This is a genomic window from Salinicola halophyticus, assembly GCF_003206695.1.
GTDB lineage: Bacteria > Pseudomonadota > Gammaproteobacteria > Pseudomonadales > Halomonadaceae > Salinicola > Salinicola halophyticus.
This window is the reverse complement of sequence record NZ_PZJN01000006.1, coordinates 737,957-755,958: the sequence shown is the minus strand read 5'-3', so window position 1 is coordinate 755,958 and position 18,002 is coordinate 737,957. Positions and strand designations below refer to the sequence as shown.

Sequence of the window (18,002 nt, the reverse complement as noted above, 5' to 3'; positions counted from 1 at the left end):
GGATGCACTTCGACCTGCTGACGCTATAGGGTCGTTACCGCCGGTCTCGGCCGGTTGCAGGCAGGCCGCCAGGCTGAAACGCCAGCCAGTGCTCGCCCGCCGGGGAGGCGATCACGATCGGCCGCCGCAGCCGTGAATTTCGACCGACATCGTTTATCTGTACACTTCTTGTACAATGCCAAATCGTCACACTCTGCCATACTCGTCTCAGGGTAGCGACGAACCAGCGCCACGACGAATTCATCAGTCATGTCCGACTTCAAGGAGCGTAACTCTCGATGACCACGCCTTACGCCCATGCTTTCTGGTCTCTTGGCGACGGCAGCGGTGAAATTCGCCAGGCCGAACTTAGTGCCAGCGGTGATCTGATGGTGAGAACCTGTTACTCCGCCATCAGTCGCGGCAGCGAAACCCTGGTCTTCAATGGCCAGGTGCCGGTCAGCGAATATCAGCGAATGCGAGCGCCGTTTCAGAGCGGCGAATTCCCGGGGCCGGTCAAATACGGCTACTCCAATGTCGGCGTCGTCGAACAGGGCGCGCATGACTGGCACGGCCGCTACGTCTATTGCCTCCATCCCCATCAGACCCACTACCGCGTGACCGTCGACGATGTCGTGCCGCTGCCCGCCGACGTACCGCCGCAGCGGGCGATCCTCGGCGCCAACATGGAGACGGCACTCAATGCGCTATGGGACGCCGCCCCCGGTATCGGCGACCGCATCAGCGTCATCGGTGCCGGCGTGGTCGGCTCACTGGTGGCGTGGCTGTGTGCCCGGCTACCCGGCGCTCGCGTTCAACTGATCGATATCGACGAACGCAAACGTTTCCTCGGCGACGCCCTGGACGTCGATTTCCATACTCCCGAAACGGCAGCGGCCGAGCAGGATCTGGTCATCCACGCCAGCGCTTCCGATGCCGGCCTGCAGACCGCCCTCTCGCTGGCCGGATTCGAAGCGACCGTCCTCGAGATGAGCTGGTACGGCAGCCGCGAGGTCAACCTGCCGCTCGGCGAAGCCTTCCACGCTCGTCGCCTGACGCTGCGCTCGAGTCAGGTCGGCAGCGTTTCTCCCGGGCATCGACCCCGCTGGGATCACAAGCGTCGGCTCTCTCTGGCGCTATCGCTGCTCAATCACGACTGTCTCGACGTGCTGATCAGCGGTGAAAGCCATTTCAGAGACCTGCCCGAGACGCTGAAGCGCCTGAGTCAGCGCGAAGACGATACGCTGTGCCAGCGCATCCGCTACGGCTGATACCACGTAAAGCTATTGAACTCGTCGCCGTAGTGCCTCAGCGGTTCAGTGGCTGGATCGAACGAATCATGCAACAAGGACGCACTCGTCAAGGAGCGACAACAATGTTCAGTTTGACCGTCCGCGATCACATGATGATCGCCCACAGTTTCAACAGCGAGACCTTCGGCCCGGCGCAGAAGCTGCACGGTGCCACCTACGTCGTCGACGTCACCTTCAAGCGCCCCGAGCTCGACCACGACGATCTGGTGGTGGATATCGGTCTGGCGAGCGAAGTTCTGAAACGCATTCTCGGCGAGTTCACCTTGAACAATCTCGACGAGATCGACGAGTTCAAGGGTCGCAACACCACGACCGAATTCATGGCAAAGGTCGTGTTCGACCGTCTGTCCCATGCCATCCGTGATGGCGAACTGGGCGATGGCGCTCGCCATCTCACCGCGCTGGACGTCACGCTGCACGAGTCGCACGTCGCCTGGGCAAGCTACGAAGGGGGCCTATGAGCGATTTCACCCTGATCGTCGCCGGCGACCCCGGCCAGTTGACCGGCGGCTACGTCTACGACGCGCGAATCGTCGATGCGCTACGCACCGACGGTTGGCAGATCGACGTGGTCGGACTCGAGGGCCGCTTCCCGGAGCCTGACGCCGTCGCCTCTCATGCTCTGGATAGCGCCCTGACCACGCTACCGGACGGCAGTCGAGCCATTATCGACGGCCTCGCGTTGGGCGGGCTGCCGGCGATCATCGAGCGTCATGCGTCACGACTATCGATCACCGCGCTGGTGCATCATCCGCTCGCCGATGAGACCGGCCTGGGGGCGCCCGAACAGCAGCGCTTCCGGATCAGTGAGACCCGGGCCCTGGCGGCCGTCGAGAGTATCATCGTCACCAGTGTCTATACCGCCCGGAGGCTGGCCGATTTCGCCGTGCCGGCCGAGAAGATCGCAGTCATCGAGCCCGGCGTCGAAACCGGAGAGTTGGCGAGCGGCGACGGCAGCGGGACCCCGCGCCTGCTGTGTATCGCCACGGTCACGCCACGCAAGGGCCAGGATCTGCTGGTCGAAGCCCTGGCCGGCCTGACCTCGCTACCCTGGCAGTGCGATCTGATCGGTGCCCTCGATCGCGCCGAGGCTTACGTCGACAAGGTGCGAGAGGCGATCGCGCGCCACCGGTTGGACGAACGCGTCCACCTGCTGGGCTCCCAGTCCAGCGAGAGTCTGAACGCCCATTATCGGCAGGCCGACCTGTTCGTACTGCCCTCGCACTACGAGGGCTACGGCATGGTGATCACCGAAGCGCTCGCCCACGGTCTTCCTGTGGTGACCACGACAGGGGGCGCTCTAGCTCATACTCTGCCGGACACCGCCGGAATCAAGGTGCCGCCGGGTGACGTCGACGCGCTCCGCGAGGCGATCAGGAGCATGCTGGAAGAGCCTGAAACCTACCGACGCTATCAGGCGGGCGCTCGAGAGATTCGCGCCACGCTCGGCAACTGGCAAACCGCCGCCGAGGCTTTCGGCGAGGCCCTGAAACGTGCCACGACAGCGGAGGCGACGCGCTGATGTCGATGCCTTCATCACCTGCCACCGACGCCCTGTCCGGCGACGCCCTGTTCAGCGATGCCCTTTTCAGCGATCAATGGCTGACGCTGCGGGAGCCTGCCGATCATCTGGCGCGGGATGCCCAGCTCACCCATGCCGCGGATCGCTGGCTGACACGACGAGCCACGCCGGCCCGGCCGCTGGAAACGCAGCGCACACTGGTGGACCTGGGATGCGGCAGCGGTTCGAACCTGCGCTATCTGGCACCGCGACTTCACGGCACCCAGCACTGGCGCCTGATCGATCACGACGCCGAACTGTTGGCCCATGCTCGACTGCGCTGCGAGCACCTGTCCAGTGCCGATGCCCAACCGATCCATCTGGAGTCCCGGCATTCGAGCCTGACCGAAGCCTGGGAACACGGCCTGCAAGGCGCCGATCTGGTCACGGCGTCGGCACTGTTCGACCTGCTGACGCCCGCCGATGTCGAAGCGTTGGCGGACGCCTGCCAGAACCACGGCTGCGCCGTGCTATTCGCGCTCAGCGTGGATGGCCATATCCGCTTCCACGATGCCAGCGGGGCGCCGTTATTCAACGGCGACGACCGTTTCATGCTGGCGGCGCTGGAGACGCATCAGCATCGCGACAAGGGCAGCGGCCCGGCCATGGGGGCGCAGGCATCTCGCCATCTTCGCGAAGCCTTCCATCGTCGCGGTTACCATATTCGCGAAGCCACTTCGCCCTGGCGTCTCGGCCCCGAATCACTGACGCTCGCCGAGTCCCTGCTCGCCGGCTGGCGCAGCGCGCTCCACGAGCAGCTACCGCAGCTGAGCAGCCGCGTCGATCGTTGGCATGGCGAACGTCTCGAAGGGCTGATGCGTGACAAGCTGACATTGACCGTCGGCCATAAAGACCTGTTTGCCACACCGATGGCGAGCGCTTCGGGAGCGCCAGCGTGAACCGCTGGCTATCGCCCGGGCTACGTCTGGCGGCAACGCTTACGCTGCTCGGCCTGCTGGCCTGGCAGCTGGACACCCGGGAACTGCTGGAGCGGCTCGGCGCGCTGTCGCCCGGCTGGGTGACACTGGCCATCCTCATCGGCGTTCCCCAGGTCGTACTGTCGGCCTGGCGCTGGCGCATGACGGCGCATCAGGTAGGAATCTCCCTGCCCTGGCCTACCGCCATTCGCGAATACTATCTGGCGACCTTCCTCAATCAGGTGTTGCCCGGCGGCGTCGTGGGCGATGCCGCGCGGGCCTGGCGCCACGGCAACGCCGGGCAGACGTCGAATGCGGCGTCAACGTCACAGTCCGGCCCGGCGATACGCGCCGTGATCATCGAACGCGCTTCCGGTCAGGTCGCCCTGCTGGGCGTCGCCATTCTGGCGATAGCGCTTTCACCCGCGCTGCGCGGTGGCATTCGTCAGCTATGGCACGCACACGCTGGCGCCGGTTGGGTGGGCATCATCGGGCTATCGTTGACTGCCGTTTTAGTGCTTTTGGCCGCTTTCTGGCTGACGCGAAGCCGAGCGGGGGCAGCGTTGAAACGGTTCTGGCAGGATCTTCATCGTGCCCTGCTGACGGTCAAAGTGTGGCCGGCACAACTCGCAAGCTCGCTGCTGGTCGTCGCGACCTATATCGCGGTATTCCTGTGCGCCGCCCGCGCGCTCGGACTCGAACGTCCCGTTGGCGAGCTGTTGCCGCTGATCCCCCCGCTACTGATGGCAATGGCGATTCCGCTGACCATCGCCGGCTGGGGTTTGCGTGAAGGTGCCGCCGCCGTGATCTGGCCGCTGGCCGGCCTGCCGGCGCAGGAGGGCGTGATGCTATCGGTGACCTACGGCCTGCTGATCCTCGCCGCGAGCCTGCCCGGCCTGGCCGTGCTGTTGATGGATCATCGGTCGGCCCGCCAGAATGCTGGCCGACGAGCGGCTGATCGGCGAACGGTCCGGGACATGCGGACTTTTGCCCCCGATAGCATCGCCCCCGATAACATCGTTCCTGATCGCCTCGCCTCGGGAGGAGAGCCAAGATGAGATCACTCTCCAGTCGCTACGCGATCGCGCAGGTCCAGGTCGAACAGCATGTCGTCGCCCAGTCGAAAATGACGGCAGGCCGGTCGCAGCGCTTCATCCAGCGTGTCGATCTCCGGCAGCGTCAACGCCGGACGGCCGGAGCCGATCAGCATCGGCGCAACAACGCTGTGCAGACGGTCGAGACAGCCCGCTTCGAGAAACCGCGAGATCGTCAGCCCGCCGCCCTCGACCAGAATCCGTCGATGGCCATGCTCGGCCAGCAGCGCCACGATCTGCGACGGATCGATACCGGACGGTCCCGGCGACAGCGGTTTCACGCTGACGTGGTCAGCGCCGCCGTGGCCGGCCACGCCTTCGTTGACGAGATGCCAGGTCGGCGCGACCGGCTGTCGGAACACGCCGCACTCTGCCGGCACCCGGCCGCGCGGGTCGAGCACCACGCGCAAGGGATTGTCCCCCTCGACGTGGCGAACCGTCAGCTGCGGATCATCGGCGTCCACCGTTCCTGCGCCCACGACGACGGCATCCACCAGCGCCCGCAGTTGGTGAAGGTGCACCAGGCTCTGCGCGCCGGTGACGTAGTGGGACGCGCCACTCGCCGTGGCGATTCGGCCGTCCAGGCTCTGACCGAGCTGGGCAATGACACAGGGGCCACGAGACGTGTCCGTCATGCACCACGGCAACCAGATCGACAGCAGTCGAGCGGCCTGATCGTCGAGCTGATGATTACAGGACCAGCCGCCGTGAGCGTCGATTTCGAGGCGCAGATCGCCCTCGACGATGACACCGTCGAAGCGCACTTCGGCCCTGCCATCCCGGGTCAGCGCTGCCACGCGACGAATCCAGCGCCAGGCCTTGACGCTCTGCTCGGAAGCGATCGGCAGGGAAGGTTCGCGAAGAGTCATGGTCACTCCTTGGCCAGACGGCATGACAAAGTAGCAAAACAGAGTAGTAGAACCGAGTCGTAAAACCGAGTCGTAAAACCGAGTAGCAAAGATCGTCGTGGCAAAGATCGTCGAACGGGAAACGCTAGCCCGACGATCGCGGAAACCCGCCAGCCACGCGGACTGCAGGATGACAGGTGAAACGGATCACGGATGACACGAATCATGGACGACAAAGCGAGGAGACGAGCATGCGACAGGTAGAACGCGCGATTTTCGATCTGCGACGCGGCCTTCCGGTTCTGGTACGAGCCGACCAGGGCGACGTGATGGTTCACCCGCTCGAGGGCTGCGACGATGATGCCCTGGCAGCGCTGCACGTCTTCAGCGGTAATCGCCCCGCCCTGGCGTTGACGCGCCACCGCCTTTCCCGGCTGGGCATCGAGTTCGAGCCGAGGGTTGGACTGATGCCGATCGATCCCGCCGACAGCGCCGACGACGTCATCGCCCGAGCCAGTGCCGTCGGGCATCGATTGGCGCCGGATCGTCGACCGGACGCTGCCAGTGAGGGCAGCGTGGCAGCGCTGGACCTGATGCGAATCGGGCTGCTGATCCCGGCAGCGATCGTCGCCGACATCAGCGATGCCCAGCGCGACCATGTCGAGACACTGGTTGCCGAAGGCACGGTGCTGGCCGTCGCTGCCGAACAGGTCTCGGACTACGCCGACGCTCGTTCGCACTTCCTCAAGCGCACCAGCGACGCGGAAATTCCGTTGTCCCACGCGGAGCGCGCGAAGTTCGTGATGTTTCGCGAAGCGGACGGCATGCGGGAACATATCGCTATCGTCATCGGCGAGCCCGCGGAATGGAGCGATGCCGTCCCCGTGCGGTTGCACTCTGCCTGTCTCACCGGCGATCTGTTCGGCAGCCTGCGCTGCGACTGCGGCGAACAGCTGCGCGAGAGCGTGCGTACCATCGATGAACGCGGCGGCGGCGTGCTGCTCTATCTTGCCCAGGAAGGACGCGGCATCGGCCTGGCCAACAAGCTACGCGCCTATACCCTGCAGGATGGCGGACTGGATACGGTGGACGCCGATCACGTCCTCGGTTTCGGCAACGACGAACGCACCTACGGCGTCGCGCTGGAGATGCTCGAACAGCTCGAGATCACTCGCATCGAGCTGTTGACCAACAATCCGGAGAAGATCGCCGCCATGGACCAGGGCGGTGTCGAAGTCGTCAATCGTCGCGGCGTCTACGGCAAACTGACCAAGCAGAACCGGCGCTATCTGGATGCCAAGGCCAAGCGCGCCGGCCACTGGCTGGAAGAGGTGCTCAACGATGGCGACGAGGGACCGGTGACGCCGCTCAGACGACCCGCGGCGCACTGAGTACCCAGCACTAACTGAGCCGCCGCGAGCGTCACCGGCAGAACCGTACGCGCTATCGTAGCGTCGCCAGATCGAAGCGGCCCGTCTCCTCGATGATCCGCGCTAGGCGATCGGCGAAATGGGAGACCAACCGGCGTCCGGTCTCGGCGTCGGCCAGGGTTGCATTGCCGGTGACGCCGCTCGGGTGCAGATCCTGCGCCATCCAGGCGTAGCCGGCGTCCCCTTCCGGGCCCAGCGTCGAACCGGCCTGCTCCTGCAATTGGCCCGCGGACACCGCATCGGCCAGATGCTCAGCACGAACCTTGTGGGGCGCCAGATACAGCATCATCGCGGTTTCCAGCGCGCCGCCGTGCAAGCCGTGGCGCAACTCCTCGGCGGGCAGCGCCTGCGCTGGCGGCGCGAAGCGAAAGTAGTTGGCCTTGACCACCAGCATGGCGTGGGCCGCGCGCAGTTGGAGCGCCGCCAGATCGATCACCGCCTTGTTGCCGCCGTGACTGTTGAACAGCACCAGGCGTCGAATGCCGGCACGATGAACGGCCTCGCCCAGCGACTCGATCACGCGAATCGCCGTTTCCGGCATCAGGCTCAGCGTGCCCGCGAAAGCGGTATGCTCGAGACTCGAACCCAGTGCCAGCGGTGGCAGCACGATCACCGTCTGCCCGGCTTCGAGCTGCTCGGTTGCCGCTTCGAGCAGCCCCAAGCCGATATCCAGATCGGTGGAGAGCGGCAGATGGCCGCCGTGCTGTTCGATCGCCGCCAGCGGCAACACCGCCACCGTCGCGTCGTCGACCAGCCCCGCGAGCTCCGTCGTGGTCAAATCCTGCCAGTGATGAACACTCATGCTTCACTCCCTGTCGAATCGGCCGAACTGAATGCCGGAATACCGCGCAGCAAGCGCTCGGCGATCGCACTTTCCCGCACCACCTGCCGCCCCACGGCGTCGCGCAGCTGGCGCTCGTCTTTGCCTCCTCGCGCCAGCGCCAGCGTCAGCCGCGAGCGCGCCCGGGTGATACCCGTGTAGATCAGCTCCCGGGTGACGATGGGGTTGGCCCGCCCCGGCAGCGCGAACAGCACATGCTCGAATTCCGAACCCTGCGACTTGTGCACGGTCATGGCGAATGCGGTTACCGCGGCATCGAGTCGGGACGGCAGCACCTGTCGCACGCCGTCGCCCTGAGGGAAGCAGACTCGCAATCGCCCCGCCTCGTCGGTCAGCGTCAGCCCCAGATCGCCGTTGTAGAGCCCCAGTTGCGGATCGTTATGGGTCACCATCACCGGACGGCCGGCGAACCAGCCATCGGTGCGCGAAATAAAGCCCTGCTGCCACAATGCCCGCGCGATCCGCTCGTTCAATCCCTCGACGCCCCAAGGTCCCCGCCGCAGTGCGCAGAGGACCTGAAAGCGACTCTGCAACGCCAGGATCGACGGTAGAGAACCTTTGTCCCGCAACGCCTCGAACAGCTCCCGATAACCCGAGACCACGGCCCGTTCGAACGCCGATGCATCGATATCCAGCGTCGAGACGTCGGCAAAACCTGCTGCCAGCGCCTGGGTAAATGCCCGCCCGTCGCCGGCATTGGCAGCGCGGGCGAGCTCGCCGATGCCGCTGTCAGCGTGGAAACGGAAACTCTTACGCAGCATGGCGACATGGTCGGCCAGCAGATTGGCGTCGCCGGCTGCCGGAAGCGATTCACCGGTCATCGTCTGCAGATAGTCGCGGGTCGCTTCCGAGTACCCAAGCGTTCCGGCAGCCGAGCTAGTGGCAATCGAGCTAGTGGCAGCCGAGGCGGCCGCGTCGAAAACATTGGCCCCGGCACACAGATCGCCGAGTACCGAACCCGCCTCCACCGACGCCAGTTGATCCTTGTCGCCGAGCAGGATCAAGCGTGCGTCCGCCGGCAGCGCATCGAGCAGCGCCGCCATCATCTCCAGATCGACCATCGATGCCTCGTCGACCACCAGCAGATCCAAGCTCAGCGGCTCCTCGGCGTTGTGACGAAAATGACGGGTATCCGGTCGCGCGCCCAATAGCCGATGGAGCGTCAACGCCTGCTGCGGTATCGCCTCACGCACGGCCTCGTCGATGTCCAACCGGCCCACGGCGCCGGCAATCGATTCTGACAAGCGAGCTGCGGCCTTGCCGGTGGGCGCCGCCAGCCGGATACGCAGCGCCGCGCCACCGCCGGCCAGCGACTGCTGCTGCAGCAGCGCCAGCAGCCGCGTCACCGTCGTGGTCTTGCCGGTTCCCGGGCCGCCGGAGATGATCGTCAATCGCTGACGAAGTGCCAACGCACAGGCCACGCGCTGCCAGTCGGGTTCGTCACCCTCACGCTGGTTGCCGGCGAACAATGCCTGCAGACGATCCGCCAGGTCGGCGGCAACCGGCAACGGCTCGCCCAGCCGTAGGCGAAGATGCGCCGCGACCCCGCTTTCGGCCTGCCAGTAGCGGCGCAGGTAGAGCCGATCGCCTTCGAGCACCAGCGGCGTGGCGAGGCCTGCGGCGGCATCGCCGGCAGCCACGGTGGAGGACCCGCGCAGCGCCTCGATCCAGTGCGCCAGCGTCACGCCCTCGAGTAGCGATTCCGGTAGCGTCACCGGCACGTCCGTCTCGAAGCCGCCATCCAGGGGCGGCAACGACAGTGCGGACCTGGGTGCGGCGAGAGCCCGCGGTAGCGACAGGCACACATGACCCCGCCCGACCTGATGGCTGACCAGAGCCGCCGCCAGCCACACCAGCGGATCGCTGGGCGTTCCGACATCGTCATCGCGCGCGGCCAGGAAGGTCGCGAAATGGCGATCGAGCTGTCGCAGCCAGCCGAGTTCGACCCACAGCGCCAGAGTCGCGAACAGCGTCTCGCGATCGAGCAATGACGGTGATGGCTGCGCCGTATCGAGCGCCAGCGAGAACTGATCGTTGTGTCCGGTTCGACTCATGAATCGGCCTCCGCTGGCTGCCGTCGGGTTTGCTGGATCAGCGCCCGCGCCGGCTCGGCATCGCCGTCGAGCCACGCATCCAGCGCCTCGATCAACGCCCGGGACGGGCGACGATAAAACACCCCGTTCGCCGACGAACCCACGACGCCCTCCGACGCCATAGAAACTGGCGCATCTTCGGGCTCCGTAGAAAGCGGCGGCTCGGACGCCTTGGAAAGCCCGCGCAGAAAAACATAGCAGGCGCCGCCGACGTGGCGGTCGTAGTCGTAGTCTTCCAGCCGGGACTTGAGCAGCCGATGCAGCGCCAGCACGTAGAGCACGTACTGCAGATCATAGCGGTGATCCACCATCGCCGCGGCCAACCGCGCGCCCTGATAATCATCCGGATCATCGCCCAGATGGTTGGACTTCCAGTCGAGCACGTACCAGCGCCCGTGCGCCTGAAAGACCAGATCGATATAGCCCTTGAGCATGCCGTTGAGTTTGCGCGGTGCGAGCCGAGGACGCGGACCCGGCAGCGGCTCGAGCCGAGTGACGAGCCGATCCAGCGGTTCGCTCCAGGCCGCTGTCGCCGGGAGCCAGAATTCCAGCTCGGTGCGCCATGCCTCGAGCCGATCGAGCTGCACCGGCTGCCCGTCGAGGTGGATCAACGGCTGTCGCAGTCGCTCCAGCAGCCACTCAAGCAGCAGTGGCGCCCACGCCACGTCGAAACCACTCGTCACCAGCCGGCGCTCGACATCCCGGCGCAGCGTATCCGCGTAGGCGGGATCCGCCAGGCGGTCGAAATCGAGCATCTCGAGCAGCCCGTGAAGAAAGGTCCCAGGGCGCGGGCCACGGGGGAAATCGAACAGCGAACGAATCCTGGGCCGAGGCACGGGGTCGCGCTCGCGGCTGACCTCGACGTCCAGCGTCGCTGGCAGATCCTCGCTGGCCGCGGCGTCGTCCTCGCCGATACCTTCGCCCTCATCCTCGCCGATACCCTCGCCCTCGCCTCGCTGGCTTCGCCCCGTATCCTGACGGGCGTCGGCGATCAGCGCGGTATAGGAGGCGATCCACCAGTCGTCATCGATCCGGCCCTGAAAGCGCCGCGCCGGCTTGGTCTGCGGCACGACGCTAGCCAGACGCAGCCGATGATCCGGCGGTGCCGGCGGAGGCTCGATCGCCAGCCAGCCCGCCCGCTCGCCCTGTCGCAGCCGTTCCAGCAGCGCCGCGCCGTCGTCGTCCTTCTCGCTGCCCAGCAGTCGCCCCAGGGCCGTTTCGTGCAGGCATCCGCTCTTCCCCCGGCCACGCCCCACGTGCGCCACACCCATCCGGCAGGCGTAGGCCGCGCGGGTCAAGGCGACGTAGAGCAGGCGCACATCCTCGTCCAGGCGGGCCAGGTCGGCCTCGCGCGTCTGCGCGTCATCAGGCGAAGCCACCATCACGCTGCCTTCGCCCTCGGCCGGCCGCAGCGCCAGCAGCTTGGTATTTCTATCGGGTTCCGCCGGGCGGTGCGAACAGATGAACGGCAGCAGCACGATGGGATATTCGAGGCCCTTGGACTTGTGCACCGTGATCACCCGCACAAGGTCTTCGTCGCTCTCCAGGCGCTGGCTGAGCGCCTGACTATCCAGCGTCTCGACGCCTTCCTGCAGCGCGCGGTGCCACCAACGCAGCAGCGCCTGCTCGCCATCGAGACGTTGCTGGGCATTCTGTGCCAGTTCGCCGAGATGCAGCAGATCGGTCAGCGCGCGTTCGCCGTCGGCGCGTTGGGCGAGTCGCTCGGCGATCCGGAAATCCCGCATCACCGCGCGCAGCATGGGGAGCACGCCACGCCGCTGCCACTGGCGATGATAATCGCTAAAGCGTTCGACCTCTCGCTCCCAGGCCAGCTCGTCGGCCAGCAGCGGCTCCAGCGCCTGCGGCGACTCGTTCAGCAGTTTGGTCGCCAGCGCCGCCTTGAGCCGCGAGTCCTGACGCGGCTGTGCCACGGCTTCGAACAGCTGCAGCAGCTCGAACGCCTGGGGCGTATCGAACACGCTCGAACGCTCGCTCAGATAGACGCTGCGAATGCCGCCGTCGGCGAGCGCGGCGCGCACCTTGAGCGCCTCGCCGCCGTGACGGACCAGAATGGCGATATCGGCGGGTTTCACCGCGCGCTCGCCGGTCTCACCGACGAAGCGCCACTCGCCCTCCAGCAGCCGCTGCACCTCGGCACGGGTCGCGGCGGCCATCACGTTCTGATAGTCGTTTCTGGCGTAGCGCTCGGTATCCGGCCACCACACCCCGAGCGCCTCGACCGGCTGGCCTTCGCGGTCGACCAGGCGCGTCGCCTTGGGGTTCGACTCGACGGCGACGAAAGGAATTTCGTCGCTGCCGAACGGCTGCGGATGACGCAGGAACAGCGCGTTGGTGGCGTCGACCATGGCGTGCGTAGAGCGGAAGTTGCGCATCAGCGTGAAACGACTGGGCGTCGCCCGGCGCGCATCGAGATAGGTATGGATATCCGCGCCGCGGAAGGCGTAAATCGCCTGCTTGGGATCGCCGATCATCAACAGCGCGGTCGCGGCCGGATCGCTCTCCGGCGCGCGGTAGATGTGCGAGAAAATTCGATACTGGACCGGATCGGTGTCCTGGAACTCGTCGATCAGCGCCACCGGCAGCTCATGGCGGATGCGCGCCGCCAGCCGCAGCGCCGGACTGTCGGTCACCGCCGCCGATTGCGGGCGAGCCAGCGCGGCGTCGAGATCGTTGAGCAGATCCGAGAACTCCCACAGCCCCCGGCGACGCTTGTCGGCGGCAAAGCTCACCGCGACCTGGTCACGGGCGTGAACGAGAACCTGCCTGGCAATCGTGGCGAAAGGTTGACCGATGGCAGCGAGGCGATCGAGCAGCGCGAAGAAAGGGTGCGTTGGCGCGGTCTGCCCTTTGCTGGCGGCGGCCTTGACCAGCGCCCCGTCGAGCTTCTCCTGGCTCAGCCAGAATCGCCCGCTGCTATCGGTGATGCCGTCTCCCGCGCCGAAATCCCCCTGGGCCAGCCAGGTCTCGAACGCCGCCAGCCGATCTTCCAGCTCGTGGCTCTTGTAGCTGGACTTGTTGAGCGTCTGGTTGCGAAACGCTTCCGCCATGAGCTCCGCGATGGCCTCGCGATCCCAGGCGGCCGTCAATCCGTTCTCGAGCGTCGCCCGCTCGTCCAGGCCGCTTTCCAACTCGGCGAACAGCGGGCCCAGCGCGCGCGGTGCTTCGACCTCTTCTCCCGCGACCCAGAGCGGCTGCGGCTGGCCATCCTTCAGCAACGGCCGCAGCGCCCCCGCAAGCGCCTCCGGCCCGCTCCACTGGGCGCGAATCTGGCGCTGCCAGCGTTCGTCGAGCGGATAGAATTCGCGCCGCCAGTAGTCCTCGACGGCCTGATTCAGCAGTGTCTGACCATCCTGCAGCAGTTCGGCGGAAAACCGCGCGCCGGCATCGAAGGCGTGACGAGTCAGCATCCGCTGACAAAAACCATGAATGGTGAAGATCGCCGCCTCGTCCATCAGCCTCGCGGCCTGGTCCAGTCGTCTGGCGCCACTGCGGCAGGCTGCCTCGCCCGCCGTGACCAGTGGTTCGAGCAGGTCCGCCAATACCGCATCCTGTCGCGTCTCGGGACTCGCCAGCAGCCAGTCGCGGGCCTGCTTGAGACGCGCCCGAATACGCCCGCGCAGCTCGGCGGTGGCGGCCTCGGTGAAGGTGACGACCAGAATTTCCGGCGGTGTCAGCGGGCGTGGAAAATCGACCGTTTCACGCCCGGGCAACGGCCCCAGTACCAGCCTCACGTAGAGCGCGGCCAGCGTAAACGTCTTGCCGGTGCCGGCACTGGCTTCGATCAGATGATGGCCGGTCAGCGGCAGGCCAGTCAGTTCGAGCGGTACGGTCTCATCAGGCATTCGCGGGTCACTCATTGACTCGACCATGCCCTCGGTCGCTGGCTCATTCGAGTCGTTCATGCTTTTGCCTCCGCAGATCGCTTCGGCGTCGCGTGCGCGTGAACCTGCTGGGAGGCCCGCAGCAGCGCCTCCAGAATCGGCTGATAGTGCGCCACGCTCTCGCGGACGCCGCCCGCCGCTTCGAAGGCGTCGAAATCCGGCCATAGCTGACCCAGACTGCCTTCGCGCTGAATCAGCGACGACATCCCGAAGCCGCCCTCCTCGTACTCCTCCGCCAGCCGATCTCGCCAGCCGGCGTCGAGCGATTCACCCGCCGCCAGCCCCGCAAGCGCCTGGCGATCCCCCAGGCCCCATAGCATCCTGGCCAGCGCACCGCTGGCGGGCAACGGTGCGCACCAGGCTCGCCACCAGGTCCGCAGCCACGCTTCCAGCGACTCGCGAGCCTCGAGCGGGGTCAATGCCGGGAACTCGAGCCAGCGGTCCTCGAAGATCGCCGTCCAGCGGCACGGGGACTCGCCGCGAGCGTTGGCCAGCAACCAGCGGCCGTAACCGGAGAACAGTCGATGCGGTTTGCCCAGTTTTTTCCACGGGCCGTTTCCCGCATTCTGGCCCTGACTGTCGAAGTGGCCGAAATGGCTCACTTCCAGGGTTACCAGGCTCAGGCTGCCATCCTGCTCCCGGTGTAGCCCATCGACGCGGGATTCCAGCGCCAGCGCCGGACAGTCGTCAGTGTCGTCGATCGAGAAACGCAGCATCGGCGGCGAGATCGGTTCTCTGTCGGCGATTCGCCGATGCCAGCTCTCCAGCTGGATCTGCAGTCGCTTGAGCGGGGGCTCGATCAGCGCCAGACCGAAGCCCGCGGCGGGCAGACGCCCGGCCAGCCGTAGCCGATCGGCGACCTGCAGCAGCGGCTCGCCACGGCGGCCGGCATCGAGCAGCTCGCGCTTGAGCGTGTGGTCCTCGAGAGCGTCCAGAATGAACGGTTCGCTATCCTCGTCAGGCACCTCCGGATCCTGAAAGCGCACGCCCAACCGGCCGAGGTAGACGCTCCAGGGCCGCCGCAGCAGCCGCTGCAGATCGGCCAGCCCCAGCGCCTCCGCCGGCAGCGCGACGGAGTCGGACCCCGCGGACGAAGCAGCCTGTTCTGCGCCCTCTTTGGCCTGCTCTTCGCACGTGGCAGCCTGTTCTTCGTCCTTCGTAGAGAGGTGCAGCGCCTCCCAACTGGTATCGAAGGTGAAACGTGAATCCTCGGCCTGGAAATAACGCCGCGAGAACGGCTGCAACGGGTGCGTCTCGATCAGTCGCTTCACCAGCGCCGCTTCGTCGCTCGGCGTCGTTGCGCCAGCCTCACCTGACGTGGAGGCCGGCCGCCAGCCCTGCTCCAGCGTATCGAGCAGTTCGCCGATCAGCACCGAGGGCGGTCGCGGCGTGTTGTCGCGTTGATCGAACCCGACCCAGGAGAGCGTCAGCCGTTCACGGGCGGAGAGCAGCGCCTCGAGCAGCAGATAGCGGTCGTCGTCGCGGCGCGAGCGGTCTCCCGGCCGCGGCCGCTGCGCCATCAGATCGAAATCCTGAGGCTGGCGTGTTCGCGGGTAGGCACCGTCGTTCATCCCCAGCAGATAGACCTGCCGGAAGGGAATGGCACGCATCGGCATCAGCGTGGCGAAGTTGACCTTGCCCGCTAGGAATCGCTGGGCCAGCCCGCCATCGTCGAGTTCGGCGCGGAGCGCATCGCGCACCACGGCGAGGCCGATCGGCTGGGTGAAGGATGCCAGCTCACAGCTCTGCTGCCAGCGACTGAGCGATTGATCCACCCGCGCCAGCACGTCGTGCTCATCCAGCGCCGTGGGCGCAAACAGTGCATCCATCAGCTCGCGCAGTCGCGTCAGCCACGCTTCCGGCGTGCCGTCATGGCTCAACGCTTCGCACTGGGCAGCCATCACCTGCATCAGCTCGGCCAGGCGCCCGGCCAGATCCGCTTCCAGCCCGCCGACCTCGTCGTAGGGCACGATACCGTCGAACTGCCACGCGCTGTCGGCAGACGTTTCGTTCGGGTCTTGCGGCCCGGCGGCATCGGACCGGTGGATGGACCCGGTGGATTGCCCCGGCGGCATCGGGCCGGAAGATGGCAAAGCTCCGGTGGATGGCAGCGCCCCGGTGGCATACCCCAGCAGCATGCGCTCGAGCCCGAAGGCCCAGCTGTTCTCATGCAGCCCGGGGAAACCGAGCGACTCGCGGTGCGCGCCGGACAGCCCCCAGCGCACGCCGCTTTCCGCCAGCCACTGCCGCAGGCGCGACAATTCCGACTCCTCGATGGCAAAGCGCGACCGGAATGCCGGCACGTCGAGCGCATCGAGCAGCTCGCTGACCCCCAGCCGCCGTTCGGGGAGCTCCAGCAACGACAGTATCAGCACCATCATCGGATGCGCCTCGCTGGCGACCTGATCGGCGATGGTGAACGGAATATGGCGGGGGTCGTTCGGCGGCACCTGGCCAAAGACGGCTTCGATATACGGCGCGTAAACGTCGATTTCCGGCACCATGACCAGAATGTCCCGCGGCCGAAGCGGCGCGCCCTGGCCACTGGCTTCCTCGAACGCCGCCAGCAGCCGATCGTGCAGCACTTCCACTTCACGCAGCGGCGAGTGCACGCTGTAGAGCGACAGCGAGGCATCGTCTTCGGCGATCTCTCGCTTGCCGCCGGTTTCGCGGGTTCGCTCGCCGGGATGCTTGAGATCCAGGATGTCCTGCTGCAACTGATTGAGCAGCGGCGCCTGCTCGGCGGGGGATTCGTCGTCCGGCGCGGGATCGCGGAACAGGTCGGTTTCGACATCGAAGCCGCCATCCTGGCTCTCGAACTCGTAGAGACCGACGATGAAATCCCGCCCCTGGGCGCCCCACGCCGCCAGCAGCGGGTTGGCCTGAAGATGCAGCGCCTCCTCGTCCAGTGCCTCGAGCCATGGGGCCTCCGGGTGACGGGATTGCTGCCGTGCCACGGCGTCGGCCGAGAGCCGCCCGGCGCGTTTGATCGCCTCACGGTCGGAGATGATGTCGCCCCAGTAGTGGCGACAGGGATTGGTGATCATCAGGAACACGTCGATGACCCCGGAGAGCGCGTGCAGTGCTTCGAGCGTCTGTGCCGGCAGCGTCGAAATACCGAACACGAAAACTCTTGGCGGTAATGCCTTGGGGCAGCTTTCTAACGCCCTGGCAGCACACAGGAAACGCCCGTGCAGATTGGCGCGATGGAAGGCCCGTTCGTCGGGGTCGGCATCGTTGATCAAAGCGCGCCAGAGCGCCGGCTGCCAGCGCTGATCGGCAGGCAGATCTTTCGGCGAGTCCTCTCCCGCCTCCCAGGCCGCCAGCCAGTCGGGGCGGTAGTTGAGGTACTGATCGAACAGGTCGGCCAGTCGCACCGCCAGTTGCCAACGTTTGCGCTCGGCCTGCTCGGCGGCCTGGCGCTGCATCAACCCATGCGTCGGCGACGCCCGTCCAGGGCTTGCATCCTCACGTTCAGTATCCAGATAGTGGGCCAGCGGCGCGAAGGTGACCGGATCCCGCACGATCTCGCCCTCCAGCAGACGCAGAATGCGCCACGCCAGCGGGCGTTTGTCGAACGGCGAATGCAGCGGAATCGATTGACGCTCGTTTTCCGGCCCGGCCTGCTCGAGCACCGCACGGTAGGCCCGCCAGACGAAGCTCGATGGCAGCGGGAAATCCACCGACGCCGCGATGCCGTCCGCTTCCGCCAGTGACAGCCGCAGCCATTGCGCCATGCCGTTGGACTGCACCAGGAAGGTTTCCGGCGTCAGCGGCGGCATGCGGTGACGCTTGATCAGCGCCAGGGCCAGATCGTGCAGGTCTTCGAGGTGATTGGCGTGCAGGACGCTGAACATCCGCTCTCCCGAGTTGTGGAGTCGATGAGATATCGGTAACGATCGTGCCATCCTACCGTGGCGCAGGGCGACGATCATCCAGAGCCTGTGGCAAGATATGACGATCTCATGACGGCGCTATCATCGACGCCTCGTCGCTGCCGAGACAAAACTGCGAATAAGTAAAA

General features: G+C 66.2%; 11 protein-coding genes. 6 read left to right on the top strand and 5 right to left on the bottom strand.

The features are described 5' to 3' along the window. The first annotated feature begins 278 nt into the window (after positions 1-278). The 5 genes from DOM58_RS11165 to DOM58_RS11145 all read left to right on the top strand — a co-directional run bounded on the left by DOM58_RS11165 (position 279) and on the right by DOM58_RS11145 (position 4,828). A complete protein-coding gene (locus tag DOM58_RS11165; RefSeq protein WP_110692881.1) occupies positions 279-1,250 on the top strand; it encodes a zinc-dependent alcohol dehydrogenase in 972 nt (323 codons plus the stop codon). Positions 1,251-1,354: 104 nt separating this feature from the next. Then, positions 1,355-1,753, top strand: coding sequence for a 6-pyruvoyl trahydropterin synthase family protein (locus DOM58_RS11160; RefSeq protein WP_075562910.1), 399 nt, complete (start codon positions 1,355-1,357; stop codon positions 1,751-1,753). Further along, complete coding sequence (locus DOM58_RS11155) at positions 1,750-2,814, top strand: glycosyltransferase family 4 protein (protein ID WP_110692880.1); 1,065 nt, start codon at positions 1,750-1,752, stop codon at positions 2,812-2,814. Before DOM58_RS11160 ends, DOM58_RS11155 begins: the two co-directional genes overlap by 4 nt. Continuing rightward, entirely contained in the window at positions 2,814-3,752 is a 939-nt protein-coding gene (locus tag DOM58_RS11150) for a class I SAM-dependent methyltransferase (protein WP_110692879.1), read from the top strand. Before DOM58_RS11155 ends, DOM58_RS11150 begins: the two co-directional genes overlap by 1 nt. Further along, positions 3,749-4,828: a lysylphosphatidylglycerol synthase transmembrane domain-containing protein gene (locus tag DOM58_RS11145; RefSeq protein WP_110692878.1), complete on the top strand. Its 1,080-nt coding sequence runs from the start codon at positions 3,749-3,751 to the stop codon at positions 4,826-4,828. The genes DOM58_RS11150 and DOM58_RS11145 overlap by 4 nt, the downstream gene beginning before the upstream one ends. Positions 4,829-4,830: 2 nt before the next feature. Here the strand turns inward: DOM58_RS11145 and DOM58_RS11140 are convergent, their stop codons facing one another. Then, a complete protein-coding gene (locus DOM58_RS11140; protein ID WP_188113809.1) occupies positions 4,831-5,733 on the bottom strand; it encodes a RibD family protein in 903 nt (300 codons plus the stop codon). A gap of 230 nt (positions 5,734-5,963) precedes the next feature. Here DOM58_RS11140 and ribA point away from each other — a divergent pair, with 230 nt between their 5' ends. Further along, positions 5,964-7,103 (top strand): GTP cyclohydrolase II RibA, encoded by a 1,140-nt coding sequence (gene ribA / locus DOM58_RS11135; protein WP_075562907.1) that lies wholly within the window; start codon positions 5,964-5,966, stop codon positions 7,101-7,103. 52 nt (positions 7,104-7,155) lie between these two features. Here the strand turns inward: ribA and DOM58_RS11130 are convergent, their stop codons facing one another. The 4 genes from DOM58_RS11130 to DOM58_RS11115 are packed head-to-tail and all read right to left on the bottom strand — an operon-like array spanning position 7,156 to position 17,835. Then, on the bottom strand, positions 7,156-7,944 hold the full coding sequence (locus tag DOM58_RS11130; protein WP_110692877.1) for a creatininase family protein: 789 nt from the start codon (positions 7,942-7,944) through the stop codon (positions 7,156-7,158). Further along, on the bottom strand, positions 7,941-10,037 hold the full coding sequence (gene recD / locus DOM58_RS11125) for an exodeoxyribonuclease V subunit alpha (RefSeq protein ID WP_110692876.1): 2,097 nt from the start codon (positions 10,035-10,037) through the stop codon (positions 7,941-7,943). Before recD ends, DOM58_RS11130 begins: the two co-directional genes overlap by 4 nt. Further along, positions 10,034-13,999, bottom strand: a complete 3,966-nt coding sequence (recB, locus tag DOM58_RS11120; RefSeq protein WP_157957530.1) for an exodeoxyribonuclease V subunit beta — start codon at positions 13,997-13,999, stop codon at positions 10,034-10,036. Before recB ends, recD begins: the two co-directional genes overlap by 4 nt. Continuing rightward, the gene (locus tag DOM58_RS11115) at positions 13,996-17,835 is read right to left on the bottom strand and encodes an exodeoxyribonuclease V subunit gamma (RefSeq protein ID WP_188113808.1); all 3,840 of its coding nucleotides are present in this window, start codon (positions 17,833-17,835) and stop codon (positions 13,996-13,998) included. Before DOM58_RS11115 ends, recB begins: the two co-directional genes overlap by 4 nt. Positions 17,836-18,002: the final 167 nt, after the last annotated feature.